This window comes from Acidobacteriota bacterium, from assembly GCA_016716435.1.
In the GTDB taxonomy this organism is placed as follows: Bacteria; Acidobacteriota; Blastocatellia; order Pyrinomonadales; family Pyrinomonadaceae; genus OLB17.
In genome coordinates this window covers 782,513-805,566 of sequence record JADJWI010000008.1, presented here as the reverse complement: position 1 = coordinate 805,566, position 23,054 = coordinate 782,513, and the positions used below count along the sequence as shown (strand labels likewise).

General features: G+C 56.0%; 16 protein-coding genes. 7 read left to right on the top strand and 9 right to left on the bottom strand.

Annotation, left to right across the window (positions count from 1 at the left end):
- Positions 1-56 precede the first annotated feature (56 nt).
- The gene (locus IPM21_15655; protein ID MBK9165309.1) at positions 57-575 is read left to right on the top strand and encodes a hypothetical protein; all 519 of its coding nucleotides are present in this window, start codon (positions 57-59) and stop codon (positions 573-575) included.
- Positions 576-718: 143 nt separating this feature from the next.
- Here the strand turns inward: IPM21_15655 and IPM21_15650 are convergent, their stop codons facing one another.
- The 3 genes from IPM21_15650 to IPM21_15640 all read right to left on the bottom strand — a co-directional run bounded on the left by IPM21_15650 (position 719) and on the right by IPM21_15640 (position 8,559).
- Positions 719-3,049: a hypothetical protein gene (locus IPM21_15650; GenBank protein MBK9165308.1), complete on the bottom strand. Its 2,331-nt coding sequence runs from the start codon at positions 3,047-3,049 to the stop codon at positions 719-721.
- Positions 3,034-4,884 (bottom strand): hypothetical protein, encoded by a 1,851-nt coding sequence (locus IPM21_15645; GenBank protein MBK9165307.1) that lies wholly within the window; start codon positions 4,882-4,884, stop codon positions 3,034-3,036. The genes IPM21_15650 and IPM21_15645 overlap by 16 nt, the downstream gene beginning before the upstream one ends.
- Positions 4,885-7,212: 2,328 nt before the next feature.
- Positions 7,213-8,559: a hypothetical protein gene (locus IPM21_15640; GenBank protein ID MBK9165306.1), complete on the bottom strand. Its 1,347-nt coding sequence runs from the start codon at positions 8,557-8,559 to the stop codon at positions 7,213-7,215.
- A 210-nt stretch (positions 8,560-8,769) separates the two neighbouring features.
- Here IPM21_15640 and IPM21_15635 point away from each other — a divergent pair, with 210 nt between their 5' ends.
- Entirely contained in the window at positions 8,770-9,558 is a 789-nt protein-coding gene (locus IPM21_15635; protein MBK9165305.1) for a PspA/IM30 family protein, read from the top strand.
- A 50-nt stretch (positions 9,559-9,608) separates the two neighbouring features.
- On the top strand, positions 9,609-10,460 hold the full coding sequence (locus IPM21_15630; GenBank protein ID MBK9165304.1) for a hypothetical protein: 852 nt from the start codon (positions 9,609-9,611) through the stop codon (positions 10,458-10,460).
- 52 nt (positions 10,461-10,512) lie between these two features.
- Here IPM21_15630 and IPM21_15625 read toward each other — a convergent pair whose 3' ends face one another.
- Positions 10,513-11,781 (bottom strand): PilT/PilU family type 4a pilus ATPase, encoded by a 1,269-nt coding sequence (locus IPM21_15625; GenBank protein ID MBK9165303.1) that lies wholly within the window; start codon positions 11,779-11,781, stop codon positions 10,513-10,515.
- 209 nt (positions 11,782-11,990) lie between these two features.
- Here IPM21_15625 and IPM21_15620 point away from each other — a divergent pair, with 209 nt between their 5' ends.
- Positions 11,991-13,052: a hypothetical protein gene (locus IPM21_15620; protein MBK9165302.1), complete on the top strand. Its 1,062-nt coding sequence runs from the start codon at positions 11,991-11,993 to the stop codon at positions 13,050-13,052.
- Positions 13,053-13,122: 70 nt separating this feature from the next.
- On the opposite strand, the gene IPM21_15615 is transcribed toward IPM21_15620, so the two are convergent.
- A complete protein-coding gene (locus tag IPM21_15615) occupies positions 13,123-14,526 on the bottom strand; it encodes a tetratricopeptide repeat protein (protein MBK9165301.1) in 1,404 nt (467 codons plus the stop codon).
- Positions 14,527-14,604: 78 nt separating this feature from the next.
- Positions 14,605-15,462, bottom strand: coding sequence for a hypothetical protein (locus IPM21_15610; GenBank protein ID MBK9165300.1), 858 nt, complete (start codon positions 15,460-15,462; stop codon positions 14,605-14,607).
- 249 nt (positions 15,463-15,711) lie between these two features.
- On the opposite strand from IPM21_15610, the gene IPM21_15605 reads away from it, so the two are divergent.
- The 3 genes from IPM21_15605 to IPM21_15595 all read left to right on the top strand — a co-directional run bounded on the left by IPM21_15605 (position 15,712) and on the right by IPM21_15595 (position 18,768).
- On the top strand, positions 15,712-16,365 hold the full coding sequence (locus tag IPM21_15605; protein ID MBK9165299.1) for a sigma-70 family RNA polymerase sigma factor: 654 nt from the start codon (positions 15,712-15,714) through the stop codon (positions 16,363-16,365).
- A 271-nt stretch (positions 16,366-16,636) separates the two neighbouring features.
- Positions 16,637-17,473 carry a zf-HC2 domain-containing protein gene (locus IPM21_15600; protein ID MBK9165298.1) on the top strand — a complete coding sequence of 279 codons (837 nt, stop codon included), beginning with the start codon at positions 16,637-16,639 and terminating at the stop codon, positions 17,471-17,473.
- Between the two features lie 101 nt (positions 17,474-17,574).
- A complete protein-coding gene (locus tag IPM21_15595; protein MBK9165297.1) occupies positions 17,575-18,768 on the top strand; it encodes a carotenoid 1,2-hydratase in 1,194 nt (397 codons plus the stop codon).
- A gap of 149 nt (positions 18,769-18,917) precedes the next feature.
- Here the strand turns inward: IPM21_15595 and IPM21_15590 are convergent, their stop codons facing one another.
- The 3 genes from IPM21_15590 to IPM21_15580 form a co-directional block, all read right to left on the bottom strand.
- Positions 18,918-20,336, bottom strand: coding sequence for a tetratricopeptide repeat protein (locus IPM21_15590; GenBank protein MBK9165296.1), 1,419 nt, complete (start codon positions 20,334-20,336; stop codon positions 18,918-18,920).
- Between the two features lie 18 nt (positions 20,337-20,354).
- Complete coding sequence (locus IPM21_15585) at positions 20,355-22,268, bottom strand: serine/threonine protein kinase (protein MBK9165295.1); 1,914 nt, start codon at positions 22,266-22,268, stop codon at positions 20,355-20,357.
- Between the two features lie 175 nt (positions 22,269-22,443).
- Complete coding sequence (locus tag IPM21_15580; protein ID MBK9165294.1) at positions 22,444-22,938, bottom strand: hypothetical protein; 495 nt, start codon at positions 22,936-22,938, stop codon at positions 22,444-22,446.
- Positions 22,939-23,054 lie beyond the last annotated feature (116 nt).

Sequence of the window (23,054 nt, the reverse complement as noted above, 5' to 3'; positions counted from 1 at the left end):
GAAGCGTCAAACCAGCATAAACAAGGGGTAAATATACCAAATGGAGAAAGAGACGAATGAGCACATTTACGATCTACATCAAGAGGAAAGGCGGTGATATGGAAGCAGCAAATAAAGCCGCGACCCTGCTGAAGACCTACCTATCTTCGATCACGAACACAACCATCACCGGAACGGACGTAAAGGTCGTTGACGATGGAACCTCGCCAACGCTGCTCGACACGGACGTGATCGTTTACATGGTCCGAAGCGTGAGCAAAAGCGTCATCGCAAAGCAGGGCGGCAGCGCTGCGATCGCCGAAGCGAACGAGGGCATTCTTGGGCTCACCGATCTAAATAAAAAGATCTGCGAGGTCTATTTTGACCGGATGTACGATGGAAGCCCGAAGGAACTTTCCGGTGCTATTTATCACGAGGCGGCGCATATCCTTTCGAATATGGACAATTCGCTCCATAAAGATCAAAACGGATTTCTAAAAGACGCCCCGGACTATAACGGTTCACCTACGACGAAGAATCAGGACTTTATGAAGAAGCACGTAGGCAAGGCCGTAAAGATGAACGGGACTTATTAGCAAAACACGGTCGTCCGACGCTTTGCCGTTTGTGTCTTATTTCTGTGCTTTCTGCGGTAGCCGCCTCGCGGACAGGGCGATAACCACAGAAAACACAGAACCGAAACCCACAGACGGCGAAACGATGGAAAGCCTCGGCCTACCTATTCAACCTTGACGAACTCGGTGCCCGTCCGGCCAAAGGTTTCGGGGGAATACATCTCCTCGGCCTTGGCGGGCGGGGCGACGAATTCGCCCGGCGTCGTGGCACGTGCGACGTAGGTGTAGTTGTAAACGCCTTCCCAGAGCAGCGACGCGAAGGCCTCGGCCCGCTCGTCGCGGAAGTTCTGGTGCTCGAACCAATATTGCCGCCACCAGAAATAGTTCCTTCCGATCGAACGCCCGCCGACCTCAATGACGCCCGTGTTGCCGCCGCCGGCATCTGCGGGAATCGCTTCGGTTGTCGCGAGTGCGGGGTTGAGTATCTCGAATCCGGCCGGCAGATAATCGACGAGTGCGACGTGGTATCGCCGTGCCTGAGCGATCATCGTCAACCGAACGCGGACGCGTGCACCGGATTTGACGACCCACGACCCGTCCGGGTTTTGCCGAACGTCCGCCTGGTCATCGACGGCCTCGTACTTCCTCAGAACGGTGAAGCCATAATCTGCCGGTTCGAGCTTGAGGCTCTTCGGCGCGTACTGCATTCCGATGCGGTAATAAAGCCTTCCCGCACCTTGCCGATCGAGGATCAGGTTCGAAGTGCCGCCCTGCTCTACCAGATACGACATCGGGATGTTGAGCACATTCGAATCGGCACTGCGGCCCTTGAACGCCTGTTCGCCCGCGTAGGTATTGCCGAGCCAGACACGCGTTACGAAGTCGGGCGTCACGCTCTCGAAGGCGTTGAAGTATTTATCCAGGGCAAGCAGGATGAAGACGTTCTCCTGCGTTGAGCCCCAATGGCCTTTCTTTCGATGGGCAAGCAGCCCGCGGACGAGCTTCGGGATCAGGTCCTCGACCGCCGCTCGCGTTCCTTCGGCGGACGAACCGGCCCCGCGGACGCGGATCAGCGATTCGAGAAGGATGCCATCCGCTCGGCGGTTCGAGTGCATGATCAGCCAGCCGCCATCGGCGTAGTTGGTGACGAAGTTCGCCGCACCAGCAGTCTCGGTCGTCCGGTTCATTAGGAACCGCGTGATCTGTTCGACCTCGGCGACCGAGCCTTTGTCCTCGGCAAGTACCGAGAGAACCCAGCCGAGAGCCTCGAAGTTAAGCTTTTCGATCGTTGCTTCGGCGAGGAGCTTCTTCGCCTTTCCGGCGTCGCGGTCGCCCATCAAATTGCGGATGTAGAGAGCGTAGGCCGAGATCGACCAACGCACCTGCGGCGACGACATATAGAGCTGATCCTTCAGCTTGCTTTCGATATCCGTAAGGTAAGGCTTTGTCCGGTTGAGCATTTCATCCGGGACCTTGTAGCCCTTTTGCTTCGCGAGGGCAAGGGCGTGGGCGACGTGGATCGTCAGGAACGGATATTCATACCGCTCGCGGTCACGCTTCCAGAGCCCGAAGCTGCCGTCGCTCCGCTGACGCGAGGCGAGCACCTCGATATCGCGCTTGAACTGTGCTTCGATAGCAGCCGCCGTCGGCATGTCCTTGGCCTTGAAAGCCGAGAGCACGTCGCGAAGGGCCGCGGTCGAGATCATCCGCGAGGATATCTGCTCAGAGCAGGCGTACGGATAATTCGCGAGATAGATGTAGGCATCGGTCAGCTCCTGTAGCTGAGTCGAGCTGGTCGTCACCTCGAGCCCGCCGAACTGCGGCCAAACGTCGCCGGGAGTTTGAACCGGCTGGAAGATGGCACCGTTCGCGTCGGTCGTGCCATAAGTGGCAAATGCCTCGGTCGTCGCGGGTGTCCAAACGGGCAGAGATATTTCGGCCGCGTCGTTGTTCTTGCCCGAGCTTGCTGCAAATTGGAAGCGGGCCGTCCCGGCCTTCATCGCCGCCACCGGGAAGCGAACCTCCTCGCGGCTGTTGGCCTTGACCAAGACACGCTTTCCTGCGTTCTGGGTGCCGCCATCAACCGACTGAGACTCAGCATTTAGCTGACCAAAGTTGGGACTCAAAACGGCATTCGTCGCTCTTACGGCAACATCGACCGCCATATCCTGATCGGTCTGATTTTGGATTACGACCGGAAGCTCGATCTTATCGCCAAAGTTCATGAACCGCGGTGCCGAGGGCCGCACCATCAGCGGCTTGCGGGCCGTGATGCTCGATTCGGTCTTGCCGAACCGCTTGCCGCTATCGACCGAGACGGCCGTTATGCGATAACGCGTCAGGTTGTCAGGCAGCTTTACATCGAGGGTCGCACGGCCGTTAGAATCCGTCCGCACCGAAGGCGACCAGACGGCGAGTGCGTCAAAGTTCTCCCGCAAGTTGATCGGCGTGTCGCCGCCGGAATCGTCGCTATCCGCTGTTACCGCTTCAAGCATTGCCATGTCCATTGCCCTGCCTGCCGTAGGCGCGCTGTTTCTCGCACGCTGCGATTTCGCAAACTCCCCACTCGCGGGTGAGGGCATGGGCGGCGGAGGCGGCGGAACGGGCTGCACATCCTCCGGATTGCCGAGAAGAACATCCTTTCGAGAATGATGATCCTGAACGCCCGCTCCACGGGGCGTGTAAAAGACGTTTGCCGGGTCGGAGATCGTGTAACGCGAAAGAGCAAGCACGCTTTCGTCAACGATGACGATCGCAACCTCGCTGTTCGCGACCGGTTCGCCGCGATGGTCCTTGACCGAAACCGAGACCTTCGTCCGCCGCCGGGAGCGAGCGTTGAATCCGCAGGCTCGGCCGTGACCGTCAGCTTCCTCCCCGCGGTCGAGACCGGCAGGTTGAGGTTGCCTGTGGCAAATGCCGGCCGCGAACCAAGCTTCGCATCGACCTCGCCTTTGTCGTTTTGCCGAGGCGAGGCGCCGACCAGATCGACTTGGGCATAAATGTTCGGCAGATACTTTTCTTCGATCGGTATTTTGAGCGTTATCGATGAATCCTTCATCGTGAACCGCTCGGTTTTCACCAACCCATCGCGGCGGAGCGTAAGCACGCCTTCGGCCGGAGTAAAGGGAGCGATAACGAGAAGTTCGGCGACGTCGCCCGGAGCAAACTCCTTCTGGCTCGGGATTATCTGAACCTCTTCCTGTTCAACGCCACGGTTCGGCGGCGTCTTTCCGCCCGGAACCCAGATCATGAATTCGCTTTCGTTGAACCGTTCGCGGTCGTCCATAACGGTCGCGGTGACGATGTACCGCCCGCCATTTCTGGCGACGAATTCGCATTTAACTGCGGCTTCGCCCGATCTGACGTTGCAGGCCTGCTCGTCGATAGTGACCTCTTTCCACGAACCGGCGTCGAACCGCCAGTCTTTGAGCACGGCCTTGATCTCGACGTCACGGCCGGCGATCAGCTTGCCATCGATGTCAGACACGATCGATTCGACCGTGATCTTTTCGCCCTTTTGGACGAAGGTCCGCGGCGTCTTGATGCCAACGTAAAGATCCGACGGATGGACGAGCAGCGAGGTCTGGCCTGCCCACGCTTGGCGATTAACGTCCTGCACCGAGGCCGAAGCTGAGATGGTGTAAGGCCGCGGCGGTTTTACCGATTCAAAATCGATCTTGAGGTGGTGCTTGCCCTCGGCGTCGGTCGTGCCTTCGAAATTCTGCGTCGAACCCGAACCACGCGGCCCGCCGTAGAAATCGCCACGCCACCAGGGCACCCAAGTGCCGAAGGTAAAGTCGTCACGATTGGGTGGCGTGTAGCTGGTCGGCGTCGCCGTTACGGTCCAGTTGGTCTCCGCATTGGCAAGCCCACCGCCGGCGTAATATTTTGCCTCGACGGAAAGATCGGCCTTTTCGCCAACGAAATGCGGTGCCTCGCTATCGACCTTTGCCGTAACCTCAAACTCGGGCCGGCGAAATTCCTGTATCTGGAACTGGTGCGAATAGCTCGCCCCGGAAAGCGCACTCGCCGTGGTGAACTGGACACTCGCGTACCCAAGATTCGCGTTGTCCGGCAGCTTGAACTTGAGGTCGAACGCTCCGAAGGCGTTGAGGTTCGCGGTTCCCTTCGCGATCTCGTTGTTCCGCGGGTCGCGGGCCGACCATGTGATCCCCGATGCCGCGTCACCTAGCGGTTCGATGTCGCCAAATTTTCCAGCCGTCTGCTTTCGGAGATATCCTTTGACCGAGACCTCTTCGTTCGGCTTGTACATCCGGCGGTCGTCAAAGACGAACCAACGGAGCGAATCGGTCGAGCTCTTTTGTGCCAATTGCCGTAATCCTGCCAATAGTAATCGGAGTTCTCCGGCAAAAATGCCGAGTCCTGTCCGCGGCGGGCGATCAGCAGATTCTGCCCTTTGTCGGAAGCCTTTTCGGCAAGAGCGATCCGCAAGATGCCGTTGGCACCGGTCTGCTGGCTTTGGGCCGGCTCGATGGTCTCGAGTTCGACCGCGGAGCCATCGGCATCGACCGAGGAATTCTCCGTCGGGTCGGCACTTCCCCAACTCGAGATCCAATTCCAGATCGAGCCGAAGAAGGTCGTTCCCGTTTCGCCTTCATTCGAGGAACGCTCGACCACAACTCCGTCGTTAGGATAGATGGTCAGCCCAACGCCCGACATCGGCTTTCCGGTCGAAAGTTCCGTCGCGAAGCCGACGAGTTCTTCGTTATCAACGAACGCATCCAGCCCGATCTTAGTCGACTGGATCCAAGTGAGAATTCTCGTCCGGTCATACTGATCGCGCTTGACCGTCGGCTCGATATCAAGGACCAGATGGCCGACGCCGCCGCTCAGGAAGCGGGCAAGATCGATGCGCGTCTCGACGAGGTCATCGGCCACCGATTCGATCGGCATCACCTTTTCAGAGACAAGCGAGCCTGGCATTGAGGGCCGGCGGCCATCGTCGTAGTTCAGATACCGGACGTATTGAACATACTTGCTCCAGTCTTCGGGCTGAACACGATAGATCCGAACGCGGGCGTTCTTATGATTGGTCGAATAGAACGAAAAATTCGGCTTCGCCATCGGGTCGAGCACGGTCATCGGCCCGCCCTGGGCGTACATATTGCTTTCGGCCGATCCGGTCTTGATCGTGCCGACGGCCGGTGCTCCGAGCTTCTGGCCGTAAATATCGCTGAGCTCGCCGCTGACCGTGATCTTGTACGAGGTCCTTCCCTTTTTTGGGCCCTGAACGTAAATGCGGTTTCCGGACGGATAGATGTTAAGGCCCTCGACGGCGGGCTCGATCGTCACCATCTCTTTCTTGAAATCCGAAGAATTGATGGTGTTTGTAAACGTGATCATCCACTGCTCGAAGGGCGAACAGTTTTGGTTCCGCTGCCAGCCGCAGACGAAATCGGTCGCCTTCATGGCGCCGTACGTACGCAAGCTGAAAGTCTGTGCCGCGGTCGTGGTTAGCGGGCCTTCGGCTGAGGGCGTTCCTTTGCCTATGGTTACCGTTATCGGCGAATCGGCGGGCAATGCATTTTCGACTCCGCCATCGGCGGTTACCGCACGAAAAGCGAGCCAGCGGCCGGGCTGTGCCTGATCGATGTAATACTTGAATTGAACCGTCTCCGCTTCGGTAGCGAGCCGGATCGGGAGCCGCTTGCCGCCGCCCGTAACTGTTATCGATTCGAGCACGGCTGCCGGGTTGATCGCCTGATCAAAGCCAACGAAGATGACCGCATCGCGGCGGGTCGTCTGGCCGTTCGGCATCATCTGAATTGCTTTCGGCGGCGGTGTTTTGAATGTCCAAATGAAATCTTTTTGGAGAGCTTGGCCGTTCGTTGAACGCGTTCCGGCCGGGACGCGGGCGGTGAAAACGGTCGCCATCGGGAAACGCTTGTCGGTATCGAACATCAGCGTTCGCGTTCCGAGCCATCGCCAGCGACCTTCGACCTGCGGGCTCAGTTCGACCGGTGCAAACTTTGCCGCTTCTTCCTGTGAAGTAACGGCGACCATCGGCTGCGAAAAAGTGATGTTTAGATCGGGAGCGAGCGGGACGTCGCCCTCAGGTGAAAAACGCACTACCTCGAGCGCCTGCTTTGCATCGCCGGTTTGCGGGATCGGCTGCTGTGTATCGGCCGGAAATTTCACCGGTATCTTTTCGCCGGTCTTCGGTGCTGGAAGCGTGCCTATACGCTTTGCAAATTCGGCCTTATCGTCGGGGTCGGTCTTGATCGCCGGCAGCCGGCCGAGCAATTTGCCGGAGGCGTCGTCGGTTAGCTGCTCCGCGGTCGCGGGTTGCTGGACCTCGCGCGTCTCGGCACCCTCGGAGCCTTCGCTCAGCCGAAATGTAAGTCCCGAAGGAACGTCTTTTAGCTTGATCTCCATTGTCCTTCCAACGATCTGTCCGGAAACGGCAAAGGGAGCGACTGCACCCGTATAGATCGTAAATAACAGCACCAAAGCAGTGAATTTTCTCATTACGTTAACTTCCCGTTCGTTATATTTTAGCCTGCTCATTTGACCGCGACTTGAACGCGGGCAAACGAGCATTGCCTGGTCTTGGAACGGACCGAACGGTAAATACTTGCACCACCGACTTAAATTCGAGAGACGTCGGTTTCAAAAATGATCGCCAAAGGTGTGGCGGTTACCCAAGAATAACAAGGCCGGTCTCGCCGCCGCCCTGTGTGATATTAACGATCGAATCCGCGGAAAGCCGAACCATTCCGCCCTCGACACTGCCGCGGAAAAGGAACGGATCAAAATCGACCAAAAGGTCCTGGTGAAAGGCTTCGCCATCCGCATATGAAGCGATCCGGATCTTATCGACCGGTGCCTTTTCCTGCACGACGAAGTCATTATCAATCGCATCCTCAAGCGCGGCCTCCCACTCGCTTTCGCTCGATTCCCAACCGAGCTTTACACCTTCGCCGCCGTAGTCATCGCTTGGCTTGAGCACGAACCGTTCGCGTTCGCGGCGAAGAGATTCCAGAAGCTCGACCTCTTTCCCCTCGTACTTGGTTCGTTCGTCGGTGACCCTTCGCGTCCAGGGCAGATGCTTTGTTGCCATTTCGATCTGCTCGCTGGTGAGAAGATGGCTGTATCGCTCGTCGGTGACGATGGCGTATCCGGCCTTTTTATGTGCAAGCTTCGCCCGGAACGCATTCGCCATGCAGACATTGCCGTCGCGGCAAGCCTTATAGAGCGGGTGCGATTCGTCGAAACGCTCGAGAAACTCGTGTATGATCACCCGTTTGAAAAAAATATCGATACGAAAATCGCCGTAGCTGAGAACCTTCCCATCGTATTCAAGATTTTCCGGGTCGCAGATCAGCGTTCGGTGGCCGCACGCCTCAAAGTGCCGGGCGAGAATCTCAAACTCGGCCGCGGTCGAAACGCCGTCCCAATCGACTATCGCGATCTGCGGCTTCTCTTCCGTGCCGCCGTACTCGCGATAGGCGGAAACGAGCGATTCCAAAAGCGTCTGATGCGGCTGAGGGAAATAATGTTTGTTTGCGGCGAGGAAATGTTTGACCTCCGGAACCTCAGCAAAAAGCGTCTTTAGCGACTGCTGGTCACCGATGCCCGCCGGGTTCTCGGCATTGTATTCGAGGAATTTGAACTCGTTGCCATAAATATATGTGTCCAAACGGCTGTTAACGGTGACGCCGCTGTAGCCCGGGTCGAGCTTCGCCCAAACCATCTCTTTTTCGGTCACGCCGAGCATTTTGGCGATCTTTGGATCTTCTAACGCAGCGAGAGCAACTTGGGCAAACGCCCCGCTCACGACGCGGGCGGCCTTTGAGATCTCCGAATACAGATCGCGAGAGAGGAAAAACGGCCGCAGAAATGGGCATATCGGCCGGTCATCGTGCAGAAGCCCAAGCGAAACCTGAAGTTCCGACAGCTTCGCAAAAAGCTCCTCATTTCGCCGATTGTTTCTGACCAGATCGTCATCCAGTTCCCGTACCGCTCGCTTCAGTTCATCGTTCATCGTGCCTCCTTGTGCTGCCGAACATCATACCGTTAGGCTCCGTCTCTGTGAAATCGGTGAAACTTTTGCACCCCAGCGGACGCTACTATTAACTAAATCGCAATTCCTGTTATACTTAATCCGATTTTTGAACTTCGAACCGTACGGCGACGTACAGATGTTGGCCGGCGGGTTGCTCGTTGTTAGAATTTAGAGGAGAACCAGAAAAAAATGGGATTGTGGCAAAGGATAACGCGGATTTTCAGGGCAGGTACCGGTGCGGCTCTCGATAAGATCGAGAACCCGGAACTCGTGCTCCAGCAGACCATCCGCGATATGCGCGACCGTGTGCCGGAACTGAATAATTCGGTGGCTCAGGTAATGGCGACCGAGCGCTTGCTCCAAAAGAATAGAGAGAACCTCGAAACTCAGGTGGTCGATCTCGATTCGAAGATCAAAGCCTCGGTCAAGATGGGCCGCGACGACATCGCTACCGCTTACATCGGCCAACTCCAGCAAGCGCAGATCGACCTTGAAAGAACAAGTGCACAGCTTGAACTCGCACAGTCCGCTTCGGCCAATGCGCTCAAGGCTCGGGACAATTACGTCCTGAACATGAAGAAAAAGAGCGCAGAGGCGATGCAGCTCATTTCCGCGGCAAAGCAGGCCAAGCTTCAGGAACAGCTCGCCCAAACGATGGAAGGCTTCAACATCGGCGACGATGCTTCGACCTTCAACGAAATGCGAGAAAAGATCGAGCGTCGCGTTGCCGCTGCGGAAGCAAAGCTCCAACTCGGTTCCTCGTCGGTCGATTCGCAAATGGCGGACATCGAGCGCGAGGCAATGGACATTCAGCTCCAGGACAAGCTTCTTTCCTATAAGCAGCAGATGGGCCTGCTCGGTGCCGGTTCGTCCAATGATGCGGGCAAGCAGATCGGAGCCGGCTCGGGAGCTCCCGCTACTGAGGAAGAGATCCTGGAACAGGTTATCGAGACCGAAGCGAACGAAGCAAAGTCCTGATCGTTACAATTTGTTCGAACGAATCGGACCTCGGCGGCATCTAGTTTTATATGGCAGATCTGGCTAAGTACCAGCAGAGTCTGGAAAAATTCCAAACAAGCTACGCTAAGGAAGCTATCAAAGAACCGGCGAACTTTTGGGGGCTCGCGGGCTTTGCCGTTGCCGCTGCTTATACCGGAAGCGTTATACCGCTTCTTGTAGCCCTGATCGTCGAGGTGGTCTATATAATGGTCATGCCTAACTTGCCGTGGTACAGGCAGATCGTACAGAAGCGCGAAAAGGATCGGCTTTTTCAATTGGCGAAGTCGAACCGCGAGAAGCTGATCAAATCATTCACACCCCGCGAACGCGAAGCGGTCGAATATCTTCGTTGGCTTAAGGAAAAGATCCAGGACAACTACCGCAAATTCACCGGTGCCGGAAGGCTGCCCGGCAATCTCATCGCACTCGACCAGCGTTGGGAAGATTTTGTCGATCTGCTCGATGTTTACCGCCGGCGAAAGCAACACCTGAAATCGATCAATCGGCAGGCAGTTCACAATCAACTCTCGCAGGCATATCGTGCCGCCGAGTCATCGACCGACGAAAAGACCAAGCGGATCCAGCAGACGAACGTCGAAATACTGAAACGGCGTATCGCATCGTTCGATGAGATCGAGCGGAGCGTTAAACTTGTCGAGGGCCAGTTGCAGTCGATCGAGAACTTTTTCAGTTACCTCAATGACGAGATCGTAACGATGTCAACGCCGGAGAAATTCTCGCTACTCGACTTCGAGCAACTGTCTGATTCCATCGCAATGACCAAGCAAATGCTCGACGCAACGGCAGACTCCGTCGGCCAACTCGACGCCTACAACCGCGAAATGGGCAACTACGAACTCCTGCCCGAAGGCAACCGCTAGACCCAATAGATATTAACAAGTGAAAAGCCGCCAAATCGGCGGCTTTCACAATTTATCGTTCAAATCCCTCGAACATTATCTCGGCCTCGACCGATGTTTCATGCCGGGGAGCTGAGTATCCGTTTGCGGCTGGTTGTTCCTCGAACGAGGTCGGTGTGCCGTCGAGGTCGGCGATCGCGAGCCCGAGGTTCGTCGCATTTGATGCGTAAGCCATTCCGGTATCGCGTGTGATCAGCCCCTTGCGTATCAACTTTTCGAGCTCCTGGTCAAATGTTTGCATGCCGTCGAGTTCGCCATCCTTCATCGCGTCCGTGATCGAACGGCCCTCTTTTTCGCCTCGCTCAATATATTCGCGGGTTCGTGAATTGGAGACGAGGATCTCGATCGCCGCGATGCGGCCCCCTCCGACCTTTGGCATCAATCGCTGCGAGACGATCCGCCGAAACGATTGCGAAAGCCTCGTACGGATCGCGGCTTCTTCGTTTTTCGGAAAAACGCCGATGATGCGGTCGATGGTCTTCGCGGCGTCAATAGTATGGAGCGTTGAGAGCACGAGGTGGCCTGTTTCGGCAGCTTCCATAGCTACCTCGATCGTCTCGCGGTCGCGCATCTCACCCACAAGGATTACTTTCGGGGCCTGCCGAAGAGCCGCCCGAAGAGCGAGTGCAAAGTCGGGTGTATCCGAGTGGAGCTCACGTTGATGTATCGTGCTTAGGCGATGGTCATGGATAAACTCGATAGGATCCTCGATGGTGACAATGTGGTATTTCTTGGTGTTGTTTATCAGGTCAATGATCGCAGCCAGCGTCGTCGATTTACCCGAACCGGTCGGCCCTGTTACAAGCACAAGGCCATTCTTGATCGTGGCAACGTTTCGAACGGCTATCGGAAGATCGAGTTCTTGCCAATTCGGCGGCCGAGTCGGGATAACACGCATCACTACCGCATGCGTACCGCGTTGATTGAAGATGTTTACACGGAAACGGCAGAGGCCCGGCACGCTGTAAGAGATATCCGCCGAGCCCTTTGCATCGAGCGATTCATTTCCCTGCCGGTTTCCCTCGAGCATCACATCGACGAATGCCTTGATATGCTGCGGTTTGAGCATTTCGTAGCCCGGGATCGGCACCGGTTCAAGGTCGCCGCTTAGCTCAACTTGCGGCGGTCTTCCGGGCGAAAATATGAGGTCGCTGACCTTATCGCCGGCCGCAAGCATCCGGCGAAGGATGTTGTGAAAAATATCCTTCGCAGATTGAATGGGCTGTGTAACGGGCGTAGCGCGAGCAGACTGCTCCACTGGAAGAGTTTGATTAGTGTCCATGATCGATAAAGGGTAAAACTAGTTCGAGAGTTTGGGAACGACTAGTCGGGGCCGCAGATGCCCGTAATTGAATAATAGCGTCTTACCGGCCGGTTGCGCAAGGCTTTTGTTTGTCTTGCCCGGCGGGGGGCAATCGCTTACAATCTAGGTTTTACTTTGTCGGAGCCTTCCGCCCCGGCAGCAATTTCAATAAGGAATATTATCAAGATATGAAACGAGTTGGGATATTGGTCGGGCGTGAGGTCACGTTTCCCGAATCTATAATTAACAGCATAAATGAAAAAGGCGGCGGCGAGGTCGTTGCCGAAATGGTAAAGGTCGGCGGCATTCGCCACGAAGAAGAGAAGCGTTACGACGTGGTCATCGATCGCATTTCGCACGAGGTGCCCTATTATCGGGCAGTTCTCAAGCGAATGGCCCTTGAGGGCACCTACGTAATCAACAATCCCTTCTGGTGGTCGGCGGATGACAAGTTCTTTAACTATTCGCTCGCAGCAAAGATCGGCATCGCGATCCCGAAGACCGTACTGCTTCCGCAGCACGCTTACATCAAAGACATCACCAGCGAATCGCTGCGTAACCTTGAGTTCCCGATCGATTGGGAAGGCATTGTCGATTACGTCGGCTTTCCGGCTTTCCTCAAACCCTTCGACGGTGGCGGCTGGAAGAACGTTTCGAAGGTCAACTCGCTCGAGGAACTTTGGTCGGAGTATAACCAGTCGGGCACGCTCTGCATGACGCTTCAGGAAGGCATCGAATACGATCACTTCGTCCGCTGCTATTGCGTCGGGCAAGAAAAGGTGCTGATCATGCCGTACGACCCCTCGAAGCCTTACTTGAGCGGGATGCAGTACGTCAACATCGAAAACTACCTGACGCCGGAACTGCACAAGCGGGTCGAGCAGGACGTGATCACGATCTGCAAGGCTCTCGGCTATGACCTCAACACGGTCGAGTTCGCGATCAAGGATGGCATCCCGTACGCGATCGACTTTATGAACCCGGCACCGGACGCCGAACTCGCTTCGGTCGGCGAGTACAACCATAACTGGATCGTAGAGAATATGACCGAGTTCATCCTAAAGAAGCTCAAAGAAGGATGGGACGCACCGGAATACCGCTGGTCGGCAATGCTAAACCCGGCAAGCCAGACTAAAAAAAAAGTAACAACTAGGGCCGCAAAATCGCCGGCGAAGGCCAAAGCGAAGGCGTCAAGCACACCGAAAGCATCCGCAGAGAAGAAAACACGGGTCAAAAACGCCGGAAATTAGACTCAAGCCGAACATACTAAAGCCCCGCGGATCCGAAAGATTCGCGGGGCTTTTTCATGATCGCAGACTTTTATTCCTCACGGTCTCGCTCAACGAGTTCGAACGGAATGCGGTTGGTCATCATCTTGCGGCCTATGAGGAGAACAAGCCTCAAGCCAACGGCGATGAAAATGATCGCCCAGCCGAAGTTGGCGACCATCACCTGTTCAAAAACCAGCCCCCCGAAAAGTACAAGTAGCCCGACAAACGAAGCTCGGACGGCGACGCGGCTATTTCGCTCAAGCCTTTCGAGCAGATTGACGCGGCTGACCTCGAGTTCCATGTATTCATCATCGGCATTAAGCCGCGAGAAATAATCTGCCTCGGTCCCGGCCCAACGGCGAAGTGCGGCATTCTCAGCAGAACGATTCGCTGCACCAAAATTGTGAATAACGTGTGCAATTTTTCCTTCGCGAAGTGCGATCTCCGCAAGCCCGCGGATGGCACGAAAGCCGTCGCCTAAGACTTCGATCGCACGCCTAAATGCCGTATTTGCCCGCTTCCAATCGCCTACTTGAAAGTAAGCCTCGCCGAGACGCGAAAGCAGTTCGCCGTCCTCGCCGGCCCGCCGCTCGGCGAGCCTCATAAGAGCAATCGCCCGCCGATGGAGCTTGCTGTCTCGCTCGTAGCCGGCAACCGAAAGAAGGCATCGCCCGAGGTCGAACAGCACCCAGCCGTCACGCGGGTCGAGCCGCAGGGCACGCCGAAAAGCCTCGGCCGCCTGGATCAGCGAGCCCGAAAATCGAAGCCGATTTCCGAGGTCGCGGAGCTCGCGTGCCTTTTGGCTAAACTCCTGCCCAGAACCTTCGCCCGGAAGAACATCGGAGTTGCGTGCGGCCTTCCATTTCTTGAACGAGGGCTCGAGCACGTCGGCCGATGGAATGCGGAACTGCTCGATCAGCCGATCGATCGTCGCAGGGTCTGAGAGGTATTCGCGGAGTTCGAGCGATCTGGCATCGAGGACGTTCGGGTCCAGCCTACCGAGCACCTCACGCACGAACTTCCTGTAACGCTCGCCTCCCGATACGACCGTCATCGCAATGCCCTTGCCCCGAAAGGTCGTGCGGTGGCGATACGGAAAACGACCGCTGCGACGAATGCCACGCACCGACTGGCTATCTACCTGTTCGATGTCCGTCAGCTTCAAGCGATCGCGGAGGCCGAACATACGGTAGCCGGTCCGCGGAAGTATGCCCGTACGCCGGATCCGCTTCCCGTCAAAAACGACGCGGTCGGTCACGGCAAAGATGAAGCCCGTGACGACCGACCCGACCGCAAGGATCGCGGCCGCAGCAAAAAGCTCGAGGTAAAGAAGAAATAGAGCGATGAGAAGCAGAAGCGATATCGCCGTCAAATATGGCCCCGGCGAAACACGAACGCTTACCCTAGCGGCAATGTGGTCGTTCTTGGTTTGTTCGGTCGATTCTTCTATCACTACCTTTAGATGTAAATGCAGAATGGCCCGGGCGTCAAGTATTCTCTCTGCCCGGGCCGTAAAATTGTTTGAGGATTCTTAAAAACCGAACGGCATTCCGGCGGCTGCCGGATCCGGTTCGGGGATCTCTTTCGCCTTCTCAGGTGCGAGTTCCTTCAGCCTGTCCTTTGCCTCAAGTGCGGCCGAGCTTAGCGGTATCGACTTGCCTTCTTTATCTTTCGCTTCGCTGGCGGTTTTTGCGATCTCAAAGAAAATATTGACCGCCTCTTCCTTGTTTCCTTGCTTCTCGAGCGTATTGCCGAGTTCGAGCTTAATGGTATCAAGCGGGATGATCGTTCCGTCTCCGGTGCTGAGCTTTCGGTAATGAGCGGCCGCCAGATCAAACTGTCCTGCATCGAATCGTGCCTGCGCCGAAGCAAACGTCGCGAGAGTTGCAACCTCGCCGCTGCCGGCTGCCATCGCTTCAAGCTCGCTGAGCGCCATTTCACGATCGACATAAAGACGATTAACGGCCGCGAAATACTTTGCCTTCTCAGCAGCCGCACCGCCATGCTCGCGTGCAACCGATTCGAATTCGGCGATCGCTGCCTCGGCTCTCTCGCGCTGTGTCTTGTAGGTCTTCTCGGTCGAACCGGCAAGCGGCGGAACGTCCGTCACCTGTGCCTGCATTATCTCGATCCCCTTGCCGAGTGCGGTCTGGGCTGCGGCCTGCGACCGATTGTTCCACTGAACAAAGACAGCAATAATGATCCCGAGCACTGCTAGGGCCCCGATGCCATAAAGGATTGTTCGGCCCTTGCCTTCGAACACTTTACCGGCCTCTTCTATCCGGTGGCTTACGGCCGACTGGAACGGATCCTGATAACGCGGCTTCTCAGCCGGCTCATTCGCCGCTACGGGAACGGCCTGTTCAATTCTTCGTTTCTTTCTCGCCATTACAAAAAGTGCAATTTCTCTTATCCAAATCGTTATATAATAAGGAAATTCGGGAAGTTTCCAAAAGAGTAAATGTAGCTTATATGGGACGGAAGAGCAAATAACAGGCTCGCGGAACATTCCCGAAGAAAAAAAGTTACGAAACACGGGAACATTTTTCAGAAAGTGGTGTCTAAACATAGTTACAGGGGATATGGTTCCCCACGGCACCTTTGAAAAAGCCCGGCGGTTTCGAGTCAGACAGACGAAATGGCCCTTAGCAGATCGATCGTTTACGATGAGGACACGCTGAACGAAGCAGCTTCGGCAGCGGGACTCGACTCGGCCATCTCGCGACAGGAAATAGAATTGCTTGAAGGGCTGAAGGCGGGGCGGCAGGAAGCTTTTGACACTTTGATCGACCGCTTTTCGAGCGATATCTTCGCGACGCTTTATCGCATGACCGAAGACGCCGAAGAAGCCGCCGACCTTACGCAAGAGACGTTCATGAGTGCCGCAAAGTCGGTCGCGGGCTTCCGCGGCGACTCAGGCTTGAAAACATGGCTCTATCGCATCGCGATCAACCACGCCCGCAATAGAAAGCGGTGGTGGTTCCGGCGGGGAAAGACGAAGACGATCTCGATCGATTCGCCCATCGGTCCTTCGGAGCAAACGATCGGCGATACTCTCGACGCGGGTTCGCGTTCGCCCGAGGACGAGGCAATCTGGCGCGAAAGGCAGCTTTCGCTCCGCCGGGCACTGAATGAACTGCCCGAGATCTTTCGCGAAGCCGTAGTGCTCTGCGACATCGAGGGTTTGAGTTACGACGAGATAGCCGAGGTGCTCGGCATCTCAATGGGCACGGTAAAATCGCGGATCGCCCGCGGCCGTGAAGAGCTTAGAAGAAAGCTCAAAGGTTATTGACAATCGAATAGGATCATCCGCTGGCACCTGCTCGAGCAGCCTAAAATCGACGTATCGGTGCCAAACGAGAGGTCAGAAAACGCTCTGCTCCGGTTAGCTGCAGTGCTTTTCGTGACGAGTCGCCTTGATCTTTACAGACATTGACCAGCAAATCGATGTGGCGATAAAAGACGAAGGGACCTGCAGGATTCGAGGAAGTGCATTTTCTCTGATTCCGGCAGCCGAGTGGTGCCAGCCGATGATCCGTTCGAACGATTTAAATAAGGGAAGTATGAGCGGAGAGAACAGGTCAATGCGTTGCAAAGAGATCGAACTCACTCTGCCGTTGTATTTTGACGGCGAGCTTCGCTCCGGTGACGCCGCAGAGATAGAAATGCATCTGGATGGCTGCCCTGTTTGCCGTCAGCGGCTTGCCGACCTGAAAGATCTAAAGAGCGAGATCGCTTCGCTTAGCCGGCCGCAGCTATCAGCCGAGCGGATCGGAATGATCCGTGCGGCGGTGGCCGAGAGCCTTCCGATATCTCCGACAGCGGCGCCCGGCTTCAGGTTGATCGAAAGTACCGGAAACTGGTTCGACCGTTGGCTGTTTCCTTCGACGATCGGCTCATTCGCATCGTTCGTCATGGGTATCACGCTACTTTGGCTGCTAATGTCGCCGGCCGAGGGGTTGAACGTGGCCGCGAACCGAACGCCGCAGCAGCCTGCTGAACGGCCGATCTACCTGACAGGAAGCGACCCGCTTTCGGTTGAACTTACACCCTTCCAATACGCCAGCACCCGGTATTCTGTCTCGGCCGAGTCGCCAAGTGTTAATCCGCAGGGGGCATTGGTCGCATTGACGCGGTCGTTGCTTCGGGGCGAAATGAAGGATGAAGAGGTTGTTGTGGTTGCGGACGTCTTCGGCAACGGGCTCGCCCGGATCGCCGAGGTCGTAGAGCCGCTCAACGACGACCAGGCAATTCGTGACCTTGAAAAAGCTTTGCAATCCGATCCAGATTTTGCACCGTTCGTCCCCGCCAGCATGGACCGCCGCGGCCAGAGCGTAAGGGTCGTGCTGAAGCTTCAGACCGTAGATGTCGATATGAGACAAACCTCGCCAGTAAACTAGATCGCTCCGACAAATTCAGACGCCATCGCAGCCGCGGAAATGAACAACCGCGGCTTTGTTTTTTTGAATCTGATGGGGTTGGCAACCCGAAAACCAAACTTATGGATATCCGCAACCTTTTTGAACAGGTGACAGCCGAACCGCTGCGAGCGGTCGAAGGCATTTTTGAATCTCTCGCCGAGCAGGTCTCCGGCCGGGCGAGCACGCTTCGCGATGGCACGGAGCACGACCCGGTCGAGCTTCCCCGCGACCTCGCGGCGCATTCCGACGTGCAGACCGAATGGTGGTACTACACCGGCCATGCCGAGACCGACTCGGGCCGCGAATTCGGCTTTGAACTGGTCTTTTTCAAACGCCGGACGGACCTCGACAAGTTTTCGATAGTTCCGGTGCGGCTGATTGGCAATCCGTTCTATTTCGCTCATTTTGCGATCTCGGACGTTGAGAGCCAATCGTTTCGTTACGATCACAAGAAGAGTTCGAACGGCGTTTTGGATGAACCGGCCGCAGCGAGCGAATCGCACTATTACCTGCGGCTTGGCGATTGGTCGGTGCGGGAATCGGGCGGCGTTCACATCCTTCGAGCAACATTGAAAGACGGCACGATCTTCGAAGCCTCGCTCAAACCCACGAAGCCGGTCGTTCTCAACGGCGAGAACGGCGTTTCTTTTAAGGATGCCGGCGAAGCTTCGCGCTACTTTGCCTACACTCGTATGGAAATGGAGGGCGATATTACGCTCGGCGGCAAGACCGAGCACTTCCGAGGCTCGGGATGGATGGACCGCGAGTTTGGCACATGGCTCCCGACCGAGAACCAAAAGGGCTGGGATTGGTTCTCGATACAGCTCGATAGTGGCTGCGAGCTGATGTGCTATCACCTCAGGAACAGCGAGAACGAAACCTCGCCATATTCGAGCGGCACCTATGTTGACGAGCACGGAAATGTGACCAAGTTCCGCAACGAGGACTTCACCATCGTACCAACCGAGCACTGGACGAGCCCGAACACTAATGCGACATATCCGAGCGGATGGGCGATAAAGGTGCCGAAGCTCAAACTTGACTTACGCGTCGCTCCGATGTTCCGCGACCAGGAACTCGATACCCGCGGGACGACGATGATAGTTTATTGGGAAGGGTCTTGCCGGGTCCGCGGAACGGCAGCGGGTGAATCTGTGAAAGGAAAGGCCTATGCTGAACTCGTTGGTTACGACCGATCTCACGAAAGCCCGAACCTGGCGTTCTTTCTCTTCGGAAATCCGCGAGACATTCTTCCGAGTTTTGGATTCAACTAGCGAGCTGGCAATCGGCTAGCTCCGCGCATATACTTCGCGGCCTCTGCGTTCAATTGATCTGAACGCAGAGACCGCCGAGTGTTTAAAGGAGAACGCCAATCGATCGCAACTGACCCAGAGATTCCTAGGTCGATCGAAATTACAAAATATCAGAGCTTATCGATCTCCTTCTTTAGCTGATCTGCCCTTTTTGAATCGAGACCCTTCAGGTTCTCGTATTGTTCCATTGCTCCTGCTTTGTCCCGCTTTTGCACGAGAACAAAACCGAGATTATAGAGTGCCCGCGGAAACCCGGGGCTAAGTTCGATGGACTTCTTGTATGCTGTGATCGCCTTGTCGGTCTGGCCATCGGCAAAATAGGCATTCCCAAGCAGATAAAAACCGTCCGAATAGGTAAGGTTCTCTCGGGTAAATTGCTCAAGGCCAGCAACCGCGAGTTTATAATTACGCTGCGCTTCAGCCGTTCGGCCGAGGAGGCTGTTCGAGTATCCGAGATAGAAATGCGTCTCGCCATCGCCGGGGCGGAACTTTAGAGCGTTATTACATTCGCGGATCGCCATTTCTGGCTTGTTCAGGTCGTTATAGGCCCGGCAAAGATTTGTGTAGGCCATATACTCGTTCGGAAGAAATGTGGTTCCGGCCTTTGCGGCTTCCGAAGCCTCGGTGTGCTGCTCATTGAGGCTGTAGTACCAGCTCAGATCAGTGAATATCTGCCCCTGAAGTTCACGCGTAGCCTGTCCGGTGCTTGATAGACGCGTCAGGGCCTGTCGGGAAACGGTGATCGCCTCTTCGTATTGATTCTGTATGCGATGAAGATCCGCCAGCCGCCGATAGATCTCGTAATTGTCCGGATTGGCCCTTAAAGCTTGTTTGTACGATTCCGTCGCTTCCGAGTATCGTCGCAGCTTATAGGACGCATCTGCTATCAGCAAATGGGCATCGGCCGGGTTCTGCACGCCGCGACTTAATGCCTGTTTCGCGTAATTGTACTGCGCGTTCGTATTGCCGGTGTAGTAATAGGACCACGCAAGATTAAGCTGAATCGCTCCATTCGTCGGCTGCTTCTCTATCGCGGCAAGGTATGCCGGAATGGCATCGTTGTATTTTTTCTGGACAAAATTCAGATCGCCGCGGGCCAATACGAATTCGAAATTGTTCGGGTCGATCGAGGAACCATTTGTGACATCGCTGAGTGCGGCCGCATAGTCTTTGCGGGCAAAATGTATCCTCCAGCGGACCCGATAAATATCGACCGGTCGCTGGTAGCCGTAAGTCAACGCTTTGTCGAACTCCGCAAGAGCCATTTCGCCCTGGTCCAAATTGTGATGGGACATTCCCTTCCAGAAATAGGCACCGGCATTACGCGGAACAAGCACGATCGCTTCGGCATACTTTTCGAGTGCTGCACTATAATTCCGCTGATTGAACAACTGATTGCCTTCCGTAACAAGCCGGTTCGCCCGCTGCACATCGCGGCGATTCTGCCCGGCTGCCTCAGCTGAAAATAACACTGTGCCAAAGAGCACGGCGAACATCACAATTCCAAAAACATTGACGAGCTTTCTCATTTCGGTCTCCATGGCAAATTACTGCAAAATTCCGGGTCCTGTTCGCCGCGGTGTCGGCGTCGGCCTCTGAGGCGTTGGCCGCTGTGGTGTACGCGTACCTGCGGGTGTTCGGGTCCGCTGCGGCGTTGGCTGCCCCCGAGTTCCGGGGGTTGTCTCAACGACCGGTGTCGGGGTCGGGGTCGGGGTCGCGGCGTTCACGTTCGCATTCGAATTCGAATTGCTGTTCACATTCGAGTCGAACGTTACGTCAAGGGTCGGTTCCGGCGACGGCGTTGCCTCAAATGTCGGAAGCGGCGTCGGCTCCGGGTCCGTCTGCCCGCCGGCATAATAGTTCGTGTAGTAATACCAACCACCGCCGACTCCCGCGAGAGCCAGAATAAAAATCGCGAACAGGCCCGCAAAGATCGCTAGGATCTTGCCGCCCGAGCCCTTCTTTTTTGCTGCTGGTGCAGGCTGCGACGAGCCCGCCGCCGCGGCCGCTACGGCTGGTTCTTCAAACGGGGCCTCATCGTCAGAACGAGCCTCGTTCTGAAAGTCTGTTCCGCTCTCAGACTCCGGCGTGAATCCCGGCGTGGTATAAAATTCATCCGGCTGCGAAGGCCCGCTGTCCGAACCGTACCCGCCGGCATTAAAATTGGCAACGGTTGCGTCGTATGGCTGCTCTGAAGACCCGTCGTACGGCGTCGAGTAATCACTCGGGGCCGCTTCCTCGGGTACAAGTTGCTCTGGAGGCGTCTCTGCCGGCGTTCCGTAATCGCCAAGGCCGGCCCCCCCAATGAATACTTCTGTCTTGAGGTCGGATTGCTTCACTTCCGACCCGCCTGCGTCAGAATTAAACGCAACGGTCGCATCCATATCGACCGGTTCAGGGTCCGGTTCATTCGCAGCTATCGAGCCGGCGATCGCACCTGCTCCTGCGAGCCCGGCAGCGTTTGAAAAGTCCATTACCTCGGTCTTGTCGAACGAGGTCGTAGCCGGGACCTGCGGTTCGGCCGTGCTTTGTTCGGTGATCTTCGCCGACTCTTCAGCAGTGAATGCGACGGTCTTCTCAGACGTTGCGGCTTGCATCGCCGCATAGGCCTTCCGCAAGGCCTTTTGCATCTCGCGGGCGGTCGCGTAGCGTTTATCCTGCGAGAGGTCCATCGCCTTTGCGATGGAATCTGAGACATCCTTCGAGATCTCCGTGTTCACCATGTACAGCGGTTCGACCGGATCTTCGATACCGGCAAGCATTCGGTCGGCACGGGTTAGAGCATCCGCCGGGACGACGTTTGTCATCAACTGATAGAGCGTCGCCGCAAGAGCATAAAGATCACTTCGCTCGTTCGTCCCTATCCCGCGGATCTGCTCCATCGGAGCGTAATGAGGCGTATAGCCGACAACGCTTCCAGAACTTCCGGAGGACGTACCCGTCCCATCTTCACGGATCAGCGTGTTTCCAGTCGAGCTTTTCGAGAGGCCGAAATCGAGCAGGATAATGTGATTTTCGTCAGTAAGTTTAAGGTTCTGCGGCTTGATGTCGCGGTGAATGATCGGCGGCTCATGCGAATGGAGGTACGAGAGAGCGTCGAGAAGCTGATCGGCCCAGAACATCACCCAGTTGATCGGGAACGCCTTCTGTGCAACCTCGAGCCGCTTTGCCAGGTCGTCGCCCGAGATATGCTCCATCACCAAATACTGCTGATCACCCTCGCCGAAATGGTCGCTGACCTTCGGCAAGACCGGGTGCCGCAGGCGGGCAAGAGTACGAGCCTCGCGTTCAAAAGCCTGTCCGAGAGCTTCATCGCCGGCATAAAATGTCCGCTTAAGAGCGACGGCACTCCCGAGACGCTGATCCACGGCGAGATATACCTCACCCATCCCGCCTTTGCCGATGAGCTGGACGATCAGGTAGCGGCCCTGGATCATCGTATTTTGTGCAAGTGGTTTCATTTCGTTTTTAGGCTGATGAACTGAAGAATGGGTGACACAATGTTTGAGGCCTAATCCCAGACATTCTCTTACAAATATGGTTAAACATCAACAAGAATTCTCACGCCTGGCATACTTATAACATCAGGGCCAGTTATAAGTGATTCAAAATTGAGGCAAAAGGGTGCAACAAAAATCACTCGGGAAGCTCGAGCCCGTCGTGTTGGTAGCACCTGGCACCTTTCACTTTCACCTTTCGAGAGCAAGGCGTTCCCTTTTTTGTCGGGTAACCGCAGAAAAACTTTGCTACAGCCGGAGCGGGCCTTACCGGCTCGGCCGGAGCAATTAAAGCCTGCGATGGCTGAACCGGTTCCGGAACTTGCGAGAGCGGCCTCGCCGGCTCGGCCTGCTTTGCTTCGGCAGGCAACGGCTTTAGGAAACGCTTCTCATTGACCACCGCGGCCGGAGCCTCCATCCGGGCCGGAGTTCCCTTTCCGGAGCCGCCGAGAAAGCTCACGAAGCCGAAAAGGCCGAGAACCAAACCAAGGGCGAGCGTTCCTTTATTCGCCCACTCAAAGCCCATGTTCTCCGTTGCACAAAAATCGCAGAACCGGCGGCTGGTGAGCAATCCCCACTCCACCCGTTCGATCCGCTCACCGCAGCTGCAGCAGAATTTTGGCCGATAGAGCATTTGCTTTCTCGCCAGGCCCGTAACCCGGATTGCCAGAAGTATAAGCCAAATGGGTCAATAAGTTAAGAGCGGAACGCATTGTTCAGATACAACGAAACTTCCGCTGGCGGCGTCTG